Origin of the sequence: Ramlibacter sp. Leaf400 (assembly GCF_001424545.1) — a bacterium.
Classification (GTDB): Bacteria; Pseudomonadota; Gammaproteobacteria; order Burkholderiales; family Burkholderiaceae_C; genus Ramlibacter.
The window spans coordinates 394,758-410,449 of record NZ_LMQL01000010.1 but is presented as its reverse complement, the minus strand read 5'-3'; the positions used below and the strand labels follow the sequence as shown (position 1 = coordinate 410,449).

Annotated in this window: 18 protein-coding genes; 6 read left to right on the top strand and 12 right to left on the bottom strand. The window is 69.2% G+C overall.

Going from position 1 to position 15,692, the window contains the following annotated elements:
* Window positions 1-55: 55 nt before the first annotated feature.
* Entirely contained in the window at window positions 56-652 is a 597-nt protein-coding gene (locus ASG30_RS12935) for a helix-turn-helix domain-containing protein (RefSeq protein ID WP_055897085.1), read from the top strand.
* Window positions 653-853: 201 nt separating this feature from the next.
* Here ASG30_RS12935 and ASG30_RS12930 read toward each other — a convergent pair whose 3' ends face one another.
* The 3 genes from ASG30_RS12930 to ASG30_RS12920 form a co-directional block, all read right to left on the bottom strand.
* Window positions 854-1,057: a hypothetical protein gene (locus tag ASG30_RS12930; RefSeq protein ID WP_055897083.1), complete on the bottom strand. Its 204-nt coding sequence runs from the start codon at window positions 1,055-1,057 to the stop codon at window positions 854-856.
* A 165-nt stretch (window positions 1,058-1,222) separates the two neighbouring features.
* On the bottom strand, window positions 1,223-2,185 hold the full coding sequence (locus tag ASG30_RS12925; RefSeq protein WP_082522079.1) for a glycosyl hydrolase family 18 protein: 963 nt from the start codon (window positions 2,183-2,185) through the stop codon (window positions 1,223-1,225).
* A 525-nt stretch (window positions 2,186-2,710) separates the two neighbouring features.
* On the bottom strand, window positions 2,711-3,403 hold the full coding sequence (locus ASG30_RS12920) for a glutathione S-transferase N-terminal domain-containing protein (protein ID WP_055897079.1): 693 nt from the start codon (window positions 3,401-3,403) through the stop codon (window positions 2,711-2,713).
* A gap of 63 nt (window positions 3,404-3,466) precedes the next feature.
* Here ASG30_RS12920 and ASG30_RS12915 point away from each other — a divergent pair, with 63 nt between their 5' ends.
* Entirely contained in the window at window positions 3,467-4,141 is a 675-nt protein-coding gene (locus tag ASG30_RS12915) for a hypothetical protein (RefSeq protein ID WP_055897076.1), read from the top strand.
* 22 nt (window positions 4,142-4,163) lie between these two features.
* Here ASG30_RS12915 and ASG30_RS12910 read toward each other — a convergent pair whose 3' ends face one another.
* The 7 genes from ASG30_RS12910 to ASG30_RS12880 form a co-directional block, all read right to left on the bottom strand.
* Complete coding sequence (locus tag ASG30_RS12910) at window positions 4,164-5,438, bottom strand: acyl-CoA dehydrogenase family protein (RefSeq protein WP_055897073.1); 1,275 nt, start codon at window positions 5,436-5,438, stop codon at window positions 4,164-4,166.
* Between the two features lie 26 nt (window positions 5,439-5,464).
* Window positions 5,465-6,568, bottom strand: coding sequence for a phosphotransferase (locus ASG30_RS12905; protein WP_055897069.1), 1,104 nt, complete (start codon window positions 6,566-6,568; stop codon window positions 5,465-5,467).
* A complete protein-coding gene (locus ASG30_RS12900) occupies window positions 6,568-7,287 on the bottom strand; it encodes a Crp/Fnr family transcriptional regulator (protein WP_055897067.1) in 720 nt (239 codons plus the stop codon). The genes ASG30_RS12905 and ASG30_RS12900 overlap by 1 nt, the downstream gene beginning before the upstream one ends.
* 101 nt (window positions 7,288-7,388) lie before the next feature.
* On the bottom strand, window positions 7,389-8,168 hold the full coding sequence (locus ASG30_RS12895) for an oxepin-CoA hydrolase, alternative type (RefSeq protein ID WP_055897064.1): 780 nt from the start codon (window positions 8,166-8,168) through the stop codon (window positions 7,389-7,391).
* Window positions 8,168-9,688 carry a 3-hydroxyacyl-CoA dehydrogenase gene (locus ASG30_RS12890; protein WP_055897063.1) on the bottom strand — a complete coding sequence of 507 codons (1,521 nt, stop codon included), beginning with the start codon at window positions 9,686-9,688 and terminating at the stop codon, window positions 8,168-8,170. Before ASG30_RS12890 ends, ASG30_RS12895 begins: the two co-directional genes overlap by 1 nt.
* Before the next feature lie 96 nt (window positions 9,689-9,784).
* Entirely contained in the window at window positions 9,785-11,017 is a 1,233-nt protein-coding gene (locus tag ASG30_RS12885) for an MFS transporter (protein ID WP_055897060.1), read from the bottom strand.
* A 7-nt stretch (window positions 11,018-11,024) separates the two neighbouring features.
* Window positions 11,025-12,032, bottom strand: a complete 1,008-nt coding sequence (locus ASG30_RS12880) for a D-2-hydroxyacid dehydrogenase family protein (RefSeq protein WP_055897058.1) — start codon at window positions 12,030-12,032, stop codon at window positions 11,025-11,027.
* Between the two features lie 109 nt (window positions 12,033-12,141).
* Between ASG30_RS12880 and ASG30_RS12875 the strand changes: the two genes are divergently transcribed.
* Entirely contained in the window at window positions 12,142-12,654 is a 513-nt protein-coding gene (locus tag ASG30_RS12875) for a DUF1993 domain-containing protein (protein ID WP_055897055.1), read from the top strand.
* On the opposite strand, the gene ASG30_RS12870 is transcribed toward ASG30_RS12875, so the two are convergent.
* Together ASG30_RS12870 and lexA are read right to left on the bottom strand one after the other, a co-directional pair.
* Window positions 12,633-12,971: a hypothetical protein gene (locus ASG30_RS12870; RefSeq protein ID WP_055897052.1), complete on the bottom strand. Its 339-nt coding sequence runs from the start codon at window positions 12,969-12,971 to the stop codon at window positions 12,633-12,635. The genes ASG30_RS12875 and ASG30_RS12870 overlap by 22 nt on opposite strands.
* Before the next feature lie 125 nt (window positions 12,972-13,096).
* Complete coding sequence (gene lexA / locus ASG30_RS12865; protein WP_055897050.1) at window positions 13,097-13,771, bottom strand: transcriptional repressor LexA; 675 nt, start codon at window positions 13,769-13,771, stop codon at window positions 13,097-13,099.
* 75 nt (window positions 13,772-13,846) lie between these two features.
* Between lexA and ASG30_RS12860 the strand changes: the two genes are divergently transcribed.
* From ASG30_RS12860 to ASG30_RS12850, 3 genes are read left to right on the top strand one after another with little or no spacing between them, the layout of a single operon-like run.
* A complete protein-coding gene (locus ASG30_RS12860; protein WP_055897037.1) occupies window positions 13,847-14,782 on the top strand; it encodes an asparaginase in 936 nt (311 codons plus the stop codon).
* Window positions 14,783-14,784: 2 nt separating this feature from the next.
* Window positions 14,785-15,201 carry a hypothetical protein gene (locus ASG30_RS12855; protein WP_055897034.1) on the top strand — a complete coding sequence of 139 codons (417 nt, stop codon included), beginning with the start codon at window positions 14,785-14,787 and terminating at the stop codon, window positions 15,199-15,201.
* A 13-nt stretch (window positions 15,202-15,214) separates the two neighbouring features.
* Complete coding sequence (locus tag ASG30_RS12850) at window positions 15,215-15,679, top strand: DUF6152 family protein (RefSeq protein ID WP_055897031.1); 465 nt, start codon at window positions 15,215-15,217, stop codon at window positions 15,677-15,679.
* The last annotated feature ends 13 nt before the right edge of the window (window positions 15,680-15,692 follow it).

Here is a 15,692-nt window from a genome sequence, read left to right as displayed (position 1 = left end):
GGGAGGTGTATGACACGCCCGTGTCATAGAGGCAGTATGACACAATCGTGTCCTCATGGAACCAAACGGGTCATCAGAAAAGTTCGGCTCGCGCATCGCGGCGCTGCGCCGATTGAGTGACCTGAGCCTGGAGGACGTCGCTGCTCGGTCCGGGCTGACCAAGAGCTACCTGTCCAAGCTCGAGCGCGGGCTGTCGCAGCCCTCCATCTCAACCGTGCTCAAGCTCTCCAAGTGCTTTGGCGTGCCCTCCGGCAGGCTGCTGGGCGAAGTCGAGGAGTCCGAAGACATCCTGCTGGTGCGCAAGGGGGACCGCGTGCCGTTCAGCCGCAGCGAAGGCCGGGCCGGCTACGCGTACGAGGCCATCGCGCCGCATCGGGCGGAAAAGAGCATGACGCCCTTCATCATGCGTCCGCCGCTGGCCAAGAGCGGGAAGATGGACCTGGTGACGCACGCGGGCGAAGAGCTGATCTTCGTCATCAGCGGCGAGCTGGAGCTGATCTTCGAGGACCGCAAGTTCACCCTGTCCGCCGGGGACTCGGTCTATTTCGCGGCCTCCATCCCCCACCGCTCACGCTCGCTGGGGGAGGTCCCGGCGGAAGCGCTGGTGGTCGTCAGCGTGCCGCCGGCCAAGGACACCGTGCCCGGTCAATGACCGTTCACAGGGCCACGGCGATCAGCAGGATGAACGCCACCCATGCCACCGCCTTGTCGATTTCCCACATAGGAGATTCCTTCCACCTTGGTCGGGGGTGAAGCCTAGGTGCTGGAAGGCGGAGTGCTTGTGGGAAGTTTTCCCAAGCCACGTCGGACATGGGAGATTCGACCATTCGCGCGATGGGCGCGGGTTGCTTTTTCAGCGGGGTGGAAGGCTCTTGCGGCTCGAGAGCATCGCATTCAGCGCCTCGTCCGCCTGCTTGCGCTTGTCGGTGGCGTCGCGGGCCAGCGCGGCCACTTCGGGGGAGTTCGCCGCCTGCATGCCATTGAGCTGCTCTTCCGCTGCGCGAGCCAGGCTTTCCAGCTCGCGCCACTGCCTGAGTTGATTGTCGAAGTCCTTCAAGGTGGGTGCGCTCCAGCTTGAAATTGTCACATCGGATGTGCGTCGGACCACGCAAGGCCAAGGTGAACGCGGTCTTGTCCTACAAGGTCACGGCCGGCCCGGAAAAGACAAACGGCGGCCCGGGCCCATGGCCCCGGCCGCCGCAGCGGTCGTCCCCCGAGAGGGTTAGAGCATGCCCTTCATGGTCGAGCCCCAGACGTTGCCCCCCTGCAGGTTGAGCTGGGCGCTCCAGCAGAACATGCCGCGGATGTTGGGGTGGGCGATGCGGACGGCGTCCCACTCGCGGATGCAGTCCTGCAGCGACGGGCCGTTGCCGTAGTTGGCCGCCAGGCCCAGGATCACCTTGTCGGCGCCCAGGTCGCCGACCCAGTCGTTGGTGCGGTTGGTGATGAAGCCGGGGGCGTTGAAGCCGGACCAGTCGTAGTACTGCGGGCCGGCCCAGTTGAGCACACCGGCGTCGGCCATGGCCTTGAGCATGGCGCGGTCCTCGGCCGAGTTCGGCTGCGGCGGCGCGGTGATCGCGAAGTCGGGACCGTACAGGGCCTTGAGCTGCTGGGAGATCCAGACCATCTCGGCCGGCGACGAGCCGATGTTGGCCTCGAAGTTGTTGAAGTCGCAGCCGTCCAGGCCGCCCAGGCGGTTGTACATGTCCTGGAACGAGGCCACGAAGTTCTGGCTCTTCTGGCGGGTGTTGAAGTTGAAGCCGGCCTGGGCACCGCCCACGGTCAGGATCACCTTCTGGCCGCGGCTGCGGCAGGCCTGGATGTCGGCCGCGGGCACTTCGCTGTAGTGCTCGAACTTGAACGAGCCGTCGCCCACGTTGTTCCAGCTGCCGTTGACCGTGTCGCCGTTCGGCTTGGCGTGGAACAGGTAGATGACGTTGAACTCGGACGGGATGTCGCTGATGCGGTAGCCGCCGGTGGCGAAGGCCGTGTAGTAGCAGCCCAGGATCTTGGCCGGCAGGGAAGAGGAAACCGGGGTCGGCTGGGCGACGCCCTGGCTGGTGCTGGTCAGCACGCCGCCGGTGGCCAGGTCGGTGGCACCGGCGCTGCCGCCGCCGCCACCACCGCAACCCGCGAGACCCAGGGCAGCAGCAGTGGAGCCAGAGAGGAAAAGACGTCGTTTCATGTTGTTCAGCTTTCCGTAGAGGTGGTCATGGAGCCGCTCGGTGGCGGCCTTGCGAGGACCTGTTGCAGATCAGCTGAAGCTCTCGAAACGGTGTCTTCTGCACCGCTGTGCCCGGGGCCGCCTTGCTTGGCAGCCGAGGCAGAAAGCTCAGCGAGTGGCGGACTGTAGTCAGCGCCGTCCCACAAACCTGTAGGAGACCGACTACAGCCGTAACCGAACATGAGCTTGGTGTATCCGTGATGGGCGTCACGGATCGAAGCCTGCCGAGCTTCGTCTTGTAGGAGCAGGCGTACGCGCTTGTAGTCCGTTTCCCCTCTGGGGAGGCTGAGGCAAGGGACGTCCTCAGCCGTTGCCCGCGAGCCTCATCAAGCTGTTGTTCTGGCGCCCGGAGGCCGGCTCAGCAGCTGTGTGGATCAGTCATTCCGTTACGTTTTTGCTGAGGCAGCGGACCGGAAAATGCTTGGCTGGCTCAGCCATTGGGCGCAAAAAAAGGGGCCCGAAGGCCCCGTGGAGGAGGAAAGCGGTTCAGCGCCGCTGGTACTGGGTGCCGCCGAAGAGCACCTCGCGCGCCTTGTCGTCGGTGATGGGCTTGCGCAGGCCGGCCAGCACCTTGACGCCGCGCTGGACGGCCGGCCGCTCCTCGATGGCGTGGAACCACTGCTCCAGGTGCGGGTAGTCCGACAGCTCGATGCCCTGGTTCTTCCAGTTGCGCAGCCAGGGCCAGGTGGCGATGTCGGCGATGCTGTAGTCGCCACCGCCGAGCCAGCGGCTGGATGCCAGGCGCCGGTCGATCACGCCGTAGAGGCGCCTGGCCTCGTTGGTGTAGCGGTCGATCGCGTAGGGCAGCTTCTCCGGCGCGTACTGCCGGAAGTGGTGGTTCTGGCCGAGCATGGGCCCCACGCCGCCCATCTGGAACATCACCCACTGCAGCACCTCATAGCGCCGCCGGTCGGTGTCGCCCAGGAAGCGGCCGGTCTTGCCGGCCAGGTAGACCAGGATCGCGCCGGACTCGAACAGCGAGATCGGCCGGCCATCCGGGCCCTGCGGGTCGGTCATCGCGGGGATCTTGTTGTTCGGGCTGATCGCCAGGAAGTCCGGCTTGAACTGGTCGCCCTGGCCGATGTCCACGGGCAGGGCCTCATAGGGGAGTCCGCACTCCTCCAGCATGATGTGCACCTTGTGGCCATTGGGGGTCGGCCAGCTGAAGACCTGGATCATTTTTCGCTCCACGGTTGAGGTTTGATTCGATAATCGGGCCACTGTAGGGGAAGCGACCGCCGCATGTTCGACAAGATCAAGAAGGCCTTCACCAAGGACCCCCAGGCCGGGCCGGGCGCCCAGCGCGACGGCTCCGCCGGCATCGCCGCCTGGGCAGCGCGCCATGGCTTCGCTTTCTCGCCCGCGGGCACGGGCTTCGCGCTCGACGGCCCGGTGGCCGGCAAGCCCTGCCGTATCGAGGTGGGGCGGTCCGGCCGCAAATACATCGAGGGCAACGAGCTGCGCGGCCGCGTCGACCTGGGCATCAGCCCCGACGTGATGCTGGTGCTGATGAACCGCCCGCTCAAGGATGCGCTGGAGAAGCAGGCCTATTCGACCTACACCGACACCCTGCAGACCAGCATCGACGCGACCATGCCTGAGGAGATGCGGCTGCTGGCCATGTACGAGGAGGTCGGCTGGGACAGCATGCCCCGCGTGTTCTGGAGCCGCTACGCCCTGGTGGCCGACGAGCGCGCCAACGCGGTGGGCTGGATGGATGCCAGCCTGTCGCAGCAGCTGCTGGAATGGCCCGAGCCGGCGCCGGCGGCCGACCAGCCCTTCCTCATGATGCTGCAGCGCGGCCGGGTCTACCTGCGGATGCAGAACGGCCCCGCGCAGCCTTCGATGCAGCACGTGCTCCAGCTGCTGGCCACGGCCGGCGAGAACGCGCTGCGCACCTTCCCGGCCAGGCCCTGACCGGGAAGGCGGCGCCCCGCGGTCAGGCGCCGCGCGTCACGGCCGCATCGGCATCCCGCCCGTAGCTGCCGTACTTGCCCAGCTCCCACTTGGCGATCGAGTTGCGGTGCACCTCGTCCGGGCCGTCCGCGAACCGCAGCGTGCGGGCGCCGGCATAGGCCGCGGCCAGCGGGAAGTCGTCGCTGACGCCGCCGCCGCCGTGGGCCTGCATGGCCCAGTCGATCACCTGGCAGGCCATGTTGGGCGCCACCACCTTGATCATCGCGATCTCGGTCTTGGCCACCTTGTTGCCCGCCACGTCCATCAGCCAGGCCGCCTTGAGCGTGAGCAGCCGCGCCATGTCGATCTTGCAGCGGGCTTCGGCGATGCGCTCCTGGGTGACGGTCTGCTGCGCCACGGTCTTGCCGAAGGCCACGCGCGAGAGCGACCGGCGGCACATCAGCTCGAGCGCGCGCTCGGCCAGCCCGATCAGGCGCATGCAGTGATGGATGCGGCCCGGGCCGAGGCGGCCCTGCGCGATCTCGAAGCCGCGGCCTTCGCCCAGCAGCATGTTGGCGGCGGGCACGCGCACGTTCTCGAAGTACATCTCCACGTGGCCGTGCGGCGCGTCGTCGTAGCCGAACACGCTGAGCGGCCGAACGATGCGGATGCCGGGCGTCTCGGCCGGCACCACGATCATGCTCTGCTGCGAATGGCGGGGCGCGTCCGGGTCGGTCTTGCCCATGGTGATGAAGACCTTGCAGCGCGGGTCGGCCGCGCCGGAGATCCACCACTTGTGGCCGTTGATGACGTACTCGTCGCCCTGGCGCTCGATGCGGGTGCTGATGTTGGTGGCGTCGGAGGAGGCGACCTCGGGCTCGGTCATCGCGAACGCCGAGCGGATCTTGCCTTCCAGCAGCGGCTTGAGCCAGCGCGCGCGGATCTCGTCGCTGCCGTAGCGGGCGATGGTCTCCATGTTGCCGGTGTCGGGCGCCGAGCAGTTGAACACCTCGGGCGACCAGGGCACGCGGCCCATGATCTCGGCCAGCGGTGCGTACTCCTGGTTGGTCAGGCCGGCGCCCTGGTAGCCGGAGGCCTCGGCCGTGTCCTTGGGCAAAAAGAGGTTCCACAGGCCGGCGGCCTGGGCCTTGGGCTTGAGGTCCTCGATCACCTTGAGCGCCGTCCAGCGGCGGCCCGCCTCGGTGTTCTTGCGCAGCTCGTCGTGGTAGCCCTGCTCGCTGGGATAGATGTGGTCGTCCATGAACTTCAGGAGCCGGGCCTGCAGTTCGCGGGTCTTGGGGGAGTACTCGAAGTCCATGTCTGCCTTTCGAAAAGGGGTGGGTTTCAGGCGCGCTGGGCGAACTGCCAGGCGAGTTCGGCCATCGGCCGGGCGCTGGCGCCGGACGCGGCGGCCTGGGCGCTGGACGCGGTGCCGGCCTCCACCCGCTTGGCGATGCCTTGCAGGATGGCGGCGATGCGGAACATGTTGTAGGCCATGTAGAAGTTCCAGTCGGCCTTGAGGTCGGCCACCGTGGCCAGCCCGGTGCGGTCGCAGTAGCGGCGCATGTAGTCGTCCTCGGAGGGGATGCCCAGCGCCGCATGGTCCAGGCCGCCGATGCCGCGGAAGGAGCCGTGCGGGATGTGCCAGGCCATGCAGTGGTAGCTGAAGTCAGCCAGCGGATGCCCCAGGGTGGACAGCTCCCAGTCGAGCACGGCGATTACGCGCGGCTGGCCGGGATCGAACATCAGGTTGTCCAGGCGGTAGTCGCCATGGACGATGGAGACCTTGCCCTGGTCGCGCGCGGCCGCGGGGATGTGCGCGGGCAGCCACTCGACCAGCTTTTCCATGGCCGGGATCGGCTGGCTCATGGGGCCGGCGCCATCGGTGGAGGCCTTGTACTGCTTGCTCCAGCGGCCGATCTGGCGCTCGAAGTAGTTGCCCGGCTTGCCGTAGCTGGCCAGCCCGCGCTCGGCGAACTTCACCGTGTGCAGCGCCGCGATGACGCGATTCATCTCGTCGTAGATCTCGCCGCGCTGCGCGGGCGTCATGCCCGGCAGGGCCTGGTCCCAGAGCACGCGGCCCTGCATGAACTCCATGACGTAGAACGCGCGGCCGATCACCGACTCGTCCTCGCACAGGCAGTACATGCGCGGCACGGGCACGCCGGTGCCCGCCAGCCCCGACATGACCGCGAACTCGCGTTCGACCGCGTGCGCCGAAGGCAGCAGCCTGGCCACCGGCCCGGGCTTGGCGCGCATCACGTAGCTGCGCGAGGGCGTGACCAGCTTGTAGGTGGGATTGGACTGGCCGCCCTTGAACATCTCCACCGAGAGCGGGCCCTCGAAGCCCGGGAGGTTCTGCTGCAGCCAGGCAGTGAGCGCGGCGACGTCGAAGACGTGCTTGCCTTCCACCGGCCGGGTGCCGACGAAGTGGTCGTAGTCGCTCATCAGCTGTCAGCCTCCACGATGCGCATGAGCGCCTCCCGGTTGCGCACCACCAGGCCGCCCGGCTCGATGCGGATCACTTCTTCCCGTTCCATGGCCTTGAGTTCCTGGTTCACGCGCTGGCGCGAGGCGCCCAGCAACTGGGCGAGTTCTTCCTGTGCCAGGTGCAGGCCGATGCGCATCTCGCTGCCGTCGGCCAGCTGGGGCACGCCGTAGCTGCGCACCAGGTGCACCAGTTGCTTGGCCAGGCGCGCACGCAGCGGCAGGGTGTTGAGGTCTTCCACCAGCCCGAACAGCTGGCGGATGCGCCGCGCATGCAGGCGCAGCATGGCTTCGTACAGCTCCACGTGCGTGGCCAGGATCTTGCGCAAATCCGCCTTGGCCACGCACAGGATGGTGCTGTCGCCGTGGGCATACGCATCGTGCGTGCGCCGGTCGCCGTCGAAGATGGCGACGTCGCCGAACCAGATGCCCGGCTCCACGTAGGTCAGCGTGATCTGCTTGCCCGAGATGGAGGTGGAGCTCACGCGCACCGCACCCTTCGCGCAGGCGATCCACTCCTCCGGCGGGTCGCCGCGGGCGGCGATCAGGTCGCCGTCCTTGTAGCGTTTGACGTAGGCGCATCGGAGGATGTCGTGGCGAAGGGATGGGGAGAGCGAGGAGAACCAGCGTCCGCCGTTGATCGCCTCGCGTTCCTCGATCGTAAGAATGGGCTCGTCCATGGTCTGTCTTTTGGGCGACTGGCGCGCGCGGGGATTGTCGCGCCGGGGACCCCGGCGCCGCTCAGGGTTGCCACCCGCACCGTGAAAGCGCGCGGGCAGGCTCAGCCGTAGCGGGGCTTTTCCTTCGCGAGGAAGGCGCCGATGCCGATGCCGGCGTTGGGGTGGTGCAGGTTGCGCACGAAATGGTCGCGCTCGGCGGCCAGCTGATCGTGCAGGCTGGCGCCCGCGGCTTCGTTCAGCAGCTCCTTGATGCTCGCCAGCGAATTGGGCGCCCGCGCCTCCAGCCGCTCGGCCAGGGCCAGCGCTTCGGTGAGCGCCGCGCCTTCGGGCACGACGCGGTTGACCACGCCCAGCGCATGCAGCCGCTCGGGCGTGATGCGCTCGGCGCCCATCAGCAGTTCGCTGGCCAGCTGGCGGGGCAGGGCGCGCGCCAGCGCCCAGCTTCCGCCGCCATCCGGCGACAGCGCGACGCTGCTGTAGGCCATGACGAACACGGAGTTGGCGGCCGCCACGATGAGGTCGCAGGCAAGTGCGAGCGAGAAGCCGGCGCCTGCGGCCGGCCCTTCGACCGCCGCGATCACCGGCTTGGGGAAGCTGCGGATCGTCTCGATCCAGTCGTGCAGGCCCTCGATGCTCTGCGCCTGCACCTCGGGCGGCTGCTGCCGGTTGGCCTGCAGCCGCTGCAGGTTGCCGCCCGCGCAGAAGATGCCGCCTTCGCCGGTGATGACCACGCTGCGGACCTCGGGATGCGACTCGGCGACGTTCAGCGCCTCGACGCCCGCCGCATAGATCTCGGGCCCCAGCGCGTTGCGCTGCTCGGGATTGCGGATGGTCAGCACCATGGTGCTGCCCTGGCTGGTGCTGCGCAGTTCGGCGGCCATCAGGACTCCTCCTGCAGCAGCGACAGGCCGATGGCGCCGCGGCGCCGCAGCCAGGGGCTGGGGCGGTAGCGCGGATCGCCATACACCGTCTGCAGGTTGAAGAGCACCTCCAGCACGTTGGCCGGGCCCCAGCGGTTGCCCATGGCCAGCGGGCCCATCGGGTAGCCCAGGCCCAGCGTCACCGCCGTCTCCAGGTCCTGCGGCGAGCAGATGCGCTGCTGGCAGATGTCGCTGGCGATGTTGACGATGGTGGCCACCACGCGCTGCGTGACGAAGCCGGCCGAGTCGCGGATCACGCTGACCGGCTTGCCGTCGCGCGTGAACAGCGCATGCGCGGCGTCGCGCATGTCGGTGCGGGTGGCGGGGTTGGTGGCGAGCACGCGGCGCCTGGTCGCGGCATCCTCGACCAGCATGTCGATGCCGATCGTGCGGGCCGGGTCCAGGCGTTCGACCACGGCCACCGTGGTGACGTCGAATCCGAGCGGCGCCACCAGCGACAGCGCGTTGGAGGAGGGGGACTGGCCCGTCTCGATCTTCGCGCCCAGCTCCTTGAGCAGCTGGTACAGCTCCTGCCGGCGCGCGGCGCGCGTCGACACCCACACGGGCGGGAGTTCGTCCACGGTGGGCGCGGCGGGCTCGGGCGGCACCTGCGCCTTGCCGTCGACGTAGCGGTAGAAGCCTTCGCCGGTCTTGCGGCCCAGCACGCCGCCGGCCTGCCGCTGCGCCGCCAGGGCGCTGGGGCGGTAGCGCGGCTCGTCGTAGTACTGGCGGTAGATGGACTCCATCACCGGCTGCGAGACGTCCAGGCCGGTCAGGTCCAGCAGCTCGAACGGGCCGAGCTTGAAGCCGGCCTGGTCGCGCAGGATGCGGTCGATGGTGGCGAAGTCGGCCACGCCTTCCCCGACGATGCGCAGGGCCTCGGTGCCGTAGCCACGGCCCGCGTGGTTGACGATGAAGCCGGGCGTGTCCTGCGCCTGCACCGGCGTGTGGCCCATCTGGCGCGCATAGGCGGCCAGGCCTTCGCACACGGCGGGGTCGGTCTTGAGGCCGGCGATGACCTCCACCACCTTCATCAGCGGCACGGGATTGAAGAAGTGGTAGCCGGCCAGGCGCTGCGGCCGCTGCAGCCCGGCGCCGATGGCGGTCACCGAGAGCGAGGACGTGTTGGTGGCCAGCACCGCGTCGGGGCCGACCACGGCTTCGAGGCGGGCGAACAGCTCCTTCTTCACGTCCAGCCGTTCGATCACGGCTTCGACGACCAGCCGGCAATCGGCCAGCGAGGACAGGTCGTCGGCAGCGGACAGGCGGGCCTTGCAGGCCTGCACCGCCTCGGGAGGCATCCGGCCCTTTTCCTGCAGCTTGTCCCACTGGGCGCCGATCTCCTGCAGGCCCTTGGCCACCGCGCCGGGCTGGGTGTCGTACAGGCGGACCTGGCTGCCGGCCTGCGCGGCGATCTGCGCGATGCCGCGCCCCATGGCCCCGGCGCCGACCACCGCGACCGTTTCGTATGTTGCTTGCATCGCGGGATTATCCGGCAGCGGTTTCGCGCGAAAGTCCCTCGCGGGACCGCGCTGCGCCCAGCTCAGCCTGCGACCGCGAAGGTCGCGCCGACCGGTTCAGCGCACGGGCGTCGATGCGGGCACGCCGCCCGGCTGCGCCTTGTGCGCGGCCCGCGCGGCCAGCGCGCTCACCGCGAGCGCGGCCAGCAGCCCGGCCAGTCCCGCCCAGTGCAGCACGCCGTATCCCGCGTGCACGATCAGCCAGCCGCCGCCCCCGGCACCGATGGCCTGGCCCGCGTACATGGCCGAGGAGTTCAGCGCGATCGACGCCGGCGCGAGCGGCGGCGCGATGCCGGCCAGCCGGGCCTGCTGCGCCGAGTTGGACGAGAAGCAGCCCAGCGCCCACGGCACCAGGACCACCGCCGCCAGCAGCAGGCTCACCGGCGCGAGCGGCCACAGCAGGAAGCTCAGGGCCATGGAAGCCACGGCCAGCATCACGGCACGGTCGACGCCCAGGCGGTCGACGTGGCGCGACATCAGCACGTTGCCGATGAAGCCGAACAGGCCGAACCACATGAAGAGCAGGCTGAGCGACGCCGCCGAGGTGCCCAGCGTCTGGCGGAAGTAGGGCGCGAAGTAGGAGAACAGCACGAACTGCCCGGCCGAGTAGAGCACCGTCACCGCCACCGTCAGCATCAGCGGACGCGAGGCGAAGGTCTCGGCCCAGGCCTGTTTCGAGAGCGCCGGCGGCCGCACGCCGTCGGGCAGCGTGCGCCAGACCCATGCCGCGCTCAGCAGCGAAAAAGCGGCCACGACCATGAACGCGGCCCGCCAGCCCAAGGTGCCGCCGATGTAGGCCCCCAGCGGCATGCCGAGGACCGAGGCCAGCGACCAGCCCACGAAGATGAAGGTGATGGCGCGTCCGCGGTCCTGCGGCGGCACCAGCAGGCCCACGCAGGCCGCGGCCTGCGGCGTGAAGATGGCCGGCGAGATGACGGCCAGGGCCCGCAGCGGCAGCAGCCAGGCGAAGCTCGGCGCGGCTGCGCAGGCCAGGTGGAGCAGCGCGTACCAGACCATGGACAGTGCCAGCAGCCGGCGCCGGTCCCAGCCGGCCACCAGCGCGGCGCACAGCGGCGCGCCCAGGCACATGAGGACGCCACCGACCGTGATCAGCTGGCCGGCGCTGGCCACCGGGACGTCGAGCGAGGTGCTGATCTCGTTGAGCGTCCCCGGCACCACCATCACGCCGGCGCCGATGACGAAATTGCCGAACAGCAGCGGCCACAGCACCCGCGGCATCGGGGCACGGGCCGGCGCCGCGCCCGTCGTGCCTCCGGATGCCGCCGCCATGGGGCGCCTAGCGCCTCACCTGGAGCGCGCCGGGGTTGACCACGTTGGTGGGGTGCCCCTCGATGTAATTGACCACGTTGTCGAACGCGGCGCCGAAGTACAGCTCGTAGCTGTCCAGCTCCACGTAGCCGATGTGGGGCGTGCAGATGCAGTTCTCCAGCCGCAGCAGGGCGTGGCCCTGCAGGATGGGTTCGCTCTCGAACACGTCGACCGCGGCCATGCCGGGGCGGCCCCGGTTGAGCGCCGTGATCAGGGCGTCCTGCTGGAGCAGCTCGGCGCGCGAGGTGTTGACGAAAAGGGCGGTGGGCTTCATGCGGCCCAGGTCCTCCAGCGTCACGATGCCGGCGGTTTCGTCGTTCAGCCGCAGGTGCAGGCTGAGCACGTCGCTTTCGGCGAAGAACTGCTCGCGGCTCTCGGCCGCCTGGTGGCCGTCGGCCTCGGCGCGCGAGCGCGAGCCCTCGCGGCCCCACACCATCACGCGCATGCCGAACGCGCGGCCGTAGCCGGCGACCAGCTGGCCGATCTTGCCGTAGCCCCAGATGCCCAGCGTCTTGCCCTTGAGCACCATGCCCAGGCCGAAGTTGGCGGGCATCGAGCCGGACTTCATGCCCGACTGCTGCCAGCCGCCGTGCTTGAGCGTCTGGATGTACTGCGGCAGGCGGCGCATGGCGGCCATCACCAGCGCCCAGGCCAGTTCCGCCGGCGCGACCGGCGAGCCCACGCCTTCGGTGACGACGATGCCGCGCTCGGTGCAGGCCTCGACGTCCACGTGCGAGCCGACCTTGCCGGTCTGGGAGATCAGCTTCAGGCGCGGGAGCTTCTCGATCAGCTGCCGGGTGATGTGGGTGCGCTCGCGGATCAGGACGATCACGTCGGCGTCGCGCAGGCGAACCGACAGCTGTCCGATGCCCTTGACGGTGTTGGTATAGACCTTGGCGGGGTAGGCCTCGAGCCTGGTCGCGCACTTCAGCTTGCGAACGGCGTCCTGGTAATCGTCGAGGATCACGATGTTCATGCCGCGATTGTGCCCTGCGGTCCGCAAGGCCTCGCGCCGGCAGAGTTGCCGGCGCGCCGCTAGCATGGCGCCTTTGCTTTTCGCACCCCCCTATTCAGGAGACTTCTCGATGGCGATTTCGATGTCCTCGGCCAGCCTGCCGATCTTCCGCACCATGCTGGCCAACCTGTCCCACCTGCTGGACAAGGGCCTGGCGCATGCCCAGGCCCGCAAGTTCGACCCGCAGGTGCTGGTGACCTACCGCCTGGCGCCCGACATGCTGCCCCTGAGCCGGCAGATCCAGATCGCCTGCGACGCCGCCAAGAACGGCGTGGCCCGCATCTCGGGCGTGGAGGCGCCCAAGTTCGAGGACAACGAGACCACCTTCGACGAACTGCGCGCCCGCATCGCCAAGACGCTGGCCTGGCTGGAGACCGTGCCGGCCGACAAGCTGGACGGAACCGAGGACAAGGACATCACCTTCCCGGTGGGCCGCGACGCCACCCGCACCATGAAGGGAGAGGCCTACCTGAAGCACTGGGCGCTGCCCAACTTCTTCTTCCACGTCACCACCGCCTACGCCATCCTGCGGCACAACGGCGTGGAGTTGGGCAAGGCCGATTACCTGGCCGGCGCGAAGTAAGCCCCGGTCGCTTCCAGCGCCACCAGGCGATCGAGCTCCGCGCACACGTCGGCCATCCGGCCCGAGATGACCATGCGGCCCGCGCTGCACGGGGCGTGGCCCGCATCGACGACGCGCAGCACCCGCAGCGGACGCCGCGCGCCGGCCGAACGGTGGGCCGGCGGCCAGGCCACGTGGCCGCGGCCGGGGGCGGTGTGCAGGCGCATGCCGCCTGGACGGGAAACCGCGGCGCGCGAGCCGGCGCTGCCGGACAGGCGCCCCAGCCAGCGGCCGAACAGGCGCAGTGCGCCGGCGAAGGTACAGATCGTGAGTCCCATGTCGCTCTCCTTTTGACTACAGGGTTCGAAACACAGGCGAGATTGGGAACGGGGAGCCGGAAGGTGCAGGGTGATGGCGCCTCGTGCGCCATACGCCCGCCACCTGCTGCCTTCCGGCGCGATGCCTACATCAGCATGGTGTTGCGGATCAGGCCGACGGCCAGGCCTTCGATCTCGAAGGGTTCGCCGGGCTCCACCACGATGGTGGGGTAGTCGGGGTTCTCGGCGTGCAGCTCGATCAGGTGCTTGTTGCGGCGGAAGCGCTTGACCGTGACCTCGTCGCCCAGGCGGGCCACGACGATCTGGCCGTTCTTGGCCTCCTTGGTGGCCTGCACGGCGAGCAGGTCGCCGTCCATGATGCCGGCGTCGCGCATGGACATGCCGCGCACCTTGAGCAGGTAGTCGGGGCGGCGCTGGAACAGGCTGCTTTCCACGTAGTACGTCTGGTCGACGTGTTCCTGCGCGAGGATGGGCGAGCCGGCGGCGACGCGGCCGATCAGCGGCAGCGCGAGCTGGGCCAGGCTTTGCAGCGGCAGCGGGAACTGCTTGAAGCGCGACTCGTGGATGGAGCGCAGCGTGTCGCCCTTCAGGCGGATGCCGCGCGAGGTGCCGCTGACCAGCTCGATGACGCCCTTGCGGGCCAGCGCCTGGAGGTGCTCCTCGGCCGCGTTGGCGGACTTGAAGCCCAGTTCGGCGGCGATCTCGGCGCGCGTGGGCGGCGCGCCGGTGCGCGCGATGGCCGACTGGATCAGGTCCAGAATCTGTTGCTGGCGCGCGGTGAGCTTGGGCGTCTCGTTCATACGGGCTCCTGAGGGCAGTTCACTGGCTGTCCATCCAGTAGCTGTATTTTTAACCAGTTTCGGGAAATAGTGCAAGTGCAAGTGCAAGTGCAGCAGATCGTGGTGCTGGCCACCGGCGGGACCATCGCCGGGCGGGCCGACCGGGCGGGCGATGCCCTCGGCTACCGCGCCGGGGAGATCGGTGTCGACGAACTCCTGGCTGGGCTGCCCGCGCCGGAAGGTGTCGCCATCACGGCCGAACAGGTGGCCCAGGTCGACAGCAAGGACATGGACTTCGCGCTCTGGCACAAGCTGGCGATGCGATGCCGGCACTGGCTGGATCGGCCGCAGGTGCAGGCCGTCGTGATCACCCACGGCACCGACACGCTGGAGGAGACCGCCTGGTTCCTGCAGCGCGTGCTGGCGCCGGACAAGCCCGTGGTGCTGGCCAGCGCGATGCGGCCGGCCACGGCGCTCGCACCTGACGGGCCCCAGAACCTGGCCGACGCTTTCGCCGTCGCGCGCACGCCCGGCGTGCAGGGCGTGCTGGCCGTGTGCGCCGGCACCGTGCACGGGGCGGCAGACGTGCGCAAGGTGCATCCCCATCGGCTGGACGCGTTCGGCTCGGGGGATGCGGGGCCGCTCGCCCATGTCGAAGAAGGCACCGTCCGCGCGTTGCGGCCCTGGGCCGCATCGGCAGGCTCGGCGGGTTTGTACGAGCGAGTCGTGGCCACGAAGCAATGGCCCTGGGTCGAGATCGTGCACAGCCATGCGGGCGCCAACGCGCGTGCGGTGGAGGCCTTGCAGGCGGCGGGCGTGCAGGGCCTGGTGGTGGCGACCACCGGCAACGGCACCGTCCACGCCGCGCTGGAACAGGCGCTGCTGCGTGCCCAGGCTGCGGGCGTGCGCGTCGTCCGTTCCAGCCGCTGTCTCGAAGGCCCGATCGTGGCGCAGGCCCACGAAGCGCTGGCCTCGACCCCGCTCACGCCCGCCAAGGCGCGCGTGGACCTGCTGCTCTCGTTGCTGGCCTGACGATGGAAGTCCTGCAGACCCATCCGTGGGCCTACCCGGCGCTGGAGGTCGTCCACATCTTCGGGATCGCGCTGCTGCTGGGCAACCTGGTGCTGCTGGAGCTGCGCGTTTTTGGCCGCGGCGCCGCACTGCCCGTGGCCGAGCTGGCCCGCATGAGCCTCACGGTGGCGGCCTGCGGCTTCGCCCTGGTGGTCACCAGCGGCCTGCTGATGTTCTCCAGCCAGACGCAGGAGCTGCTGGCCAACAGGGCCTTCACGCTGAAGATGCTTTTGATCCTGCTGGCCGGCGGCAATGCCCTGGCCTTCCACATGCGCGGGTCGCTGCAACGCCTGGACACCACGGCGCGGGCCCTGATGCTAGTCTCCACCGTCCTGTGGCTCGCGGTGCTCACCTGCGGGCGCTGGATCGCCTACCGATGAAAGGAGCGTGACGATGAAACGCAGAACCCTCCTGCTGTCCGTGGCCGGCCTGCCCACGCTGGCGCTGGCGCACCATGGGTGGAGCAGCTTCGACCAGGATCGGCCGCTCTACCTGGAAGGACGCGTCTCCGGCGTGCGCTGGCAGAACCCGCATGCCGAGCTCGACCTGGAAGTCAGCCCGACCCTGAAGGTGCCCGCCGACCTGGCGTCGCGCCAGTTGCCCGGCCAGAGCGCCGCCGTGGACGGCAAGGCGCTGCTGGCCAAGGCGCAGGTGCCCACGCGCAAGGACACCAAGTGGGAGGTTGAACTGGCGCCGCTTACGCGGCTGGAGGCCTGGAAGGTGGCCGAGATCAAGCCCGGCACGCGGATATCGGTCGTGGGCTTCGGCCTGAAGGACGAGAAGGGCGAGCCCGTGCTGCGCGCGGAGTACCTTTTCGTGGACGGCAAGGCCTACGGCCTGCGCTCCAGCCCCGCCTGAGCGGGCTCCCCGG

What these genes read in the sequence shown, in the direction of transcription:
- ASG30_RS12905 (WP_055897069.1), bottom strand. Translation starts at nt 6,568, where the DNA reads ATGAGCGACTACGACCACTTCGTCGGCACCCGGCCGGTGGAAGGCAAG.
- ASG30_RS12885 (WP_055897060.1), bottom strand. Translation starts at nt 11,017, where the DNA reads ATGGCGGCGGCATCCGGAGGCACGACGGGCGCGGCGCCGGCCCGTGCC.
- ASG30_RS12890 (WP_055897063.1), bottom strand. Translation starts at nt 9,688, where the DNA reads ATGCAAGCAACATACGAAACGGTCGCGGTGGTCGGCGCCGGGGCCATG.
- ASG30_RS12855 (WP_055897034.1), top strand. Translation starts at nt 14,785, where the DNA reads ATGGAAGTCCTGCAGACCCATCCGTGGGCCTACCCGGCGCTGGAGGTC.
- ASG30_RS12870 (WP_055897052.1), bottom strand. Translation starts at nt 12,971, where the DNA reads ATGGGACTCACGATCTGTACCTTCGCCGGCGCACTGCGCCTGTTCGGC.
- ASG30_RS12850 (WP_055897031.1), top strand. Translation starts at nt 15,215, where the DNA reads ATGAAACGCAGAACCCTCCTGCTGTCCGTGGCCGGCCTGCCCACGCTG.
- ASG30_RS12915 (WP_055897076.1), top strand. Translation starts at nt 3,467, where the DNA reads ATGTTCGACAAGATCAAGAAGGCCTTCACCAAGGACCCCCAGGCCGGG.
- ASG30_RS12910 (WP_055897073.1), bottom strand. Translation starts at nt 5,438, where the DNA reads ATGGACTTCGAGTACTCCCCCAAGACCCGCGAACTGCAGGCCCGGCTC.
- ASG30_RS12900 (WP_055897067.1), bottom strand. Translation starts at nt 7,287, where the DNA reads ATGGACGAGCCCATTCTTACGATCGAGGAACGCGAGGCGATCAACGGC.
- ASG30_RS12880 (WP_055897058.1), bottom strand. Translation starts at nt 12,032, where the DNA reads ATGAACATCGTGATCCTCGACGATTACCAGGACGCCGTTCGCAAGCTG.
- ASG30_RS12935 (WP_055897085.1), top strand. Translation starts at nt 56, where the DNA reads ATGGAACCAAACGGGTCATCAGAAAAGTTCGGCTCGCGCATCGCGGCG.
- ASG30_RS12920 (WP_055897079.1), bottom strand. Translation starts at nt 3,403, where the DNA reads ATGATCCAGGTCTTCAGCTGGCCGACCCCCAATGGCCACAAGGTGCAC.
- ASG30_RS12895 (WP_055897064.1), bottom strand. Translation starts at nt 8,168, where the DNA reads ATGGCCGCCGAACTGCGCAGCACCAGCCAGGGCAGCACCATGGTGCTG.
- ASG30_RS12925 (WP_082522079.1), bottom strand. Translation starts at nt 2,185, where the DNA reads ATGAAACGACGTCTTTTCCTCTCTGGCTCCACTGCTGCTGCCCTGGGT.
- lexA (WP_055897050.1), bottom strand. Translation starts at nt 13,771, where the DNA reads ATGAACGAGACGCCCAAGCTCACCGCGCGCCAGCAACAGATTCTGGAC.
- ASG30_RS12875 (WP_055897055.1), top strand. Translation starts at nt 12,142, where the DNA reads ATGGCGATTTCGATGTCCTCGGCCAGCCTGCCGATCTTCCGCACCATG.